Source organism: Paracoccus sp. S4493 (genome assembly GCF_000967735.1).
In the GTDB taxonomy this organism is placed as follows: Bacteria; Pseudomonadota; Alphaproteobacteria; order Rhodobacterales; family Rhodobacteraceae; genus Paracoccus; species Paracoccus marcusii.
Map to the genome: position 1 here is coordinate 1 of NZ_JXYF01000579.1, position 229 is coordinate 229.

General features: G+C 76.4%; 1 protein-coding gene. It reads right to left on the bottom strand.

Features of this window, described 5'->3' with window-relative positions:
- Positions 1 to 229: sigma factor-like helix-turn-helix DNA-binding protein (locus tag TW83_RS19135; RefSeq protein WP_045984382.1), on the bottom strand; the 229-nt coding region annotated here is incomplete at both ends.

Sequence of the window (229 nt, forward strand, 5' to 3'; positions counted from 1 at the left end):
GGGCGGGATGCCCAGCAGCTGGCCGGCCTCGGCATAGGACAGCCCCTCGACCGCGATCAGGGCCAGCGCCTCGCGCTGGTCGTCGGGCAGGTCCAGGAAGGCCTGGCGCAGCTGCGACAGGCGCAGGGCGTCGTCCTGGGGCGCGTCCTGGGCCAGGGGGGTCAGCTGGGCGAACTGCGCCTCGCGGCGGGACTGGGCCTGGTCGTGGCGGCGGCGGTCCAGGAACCGG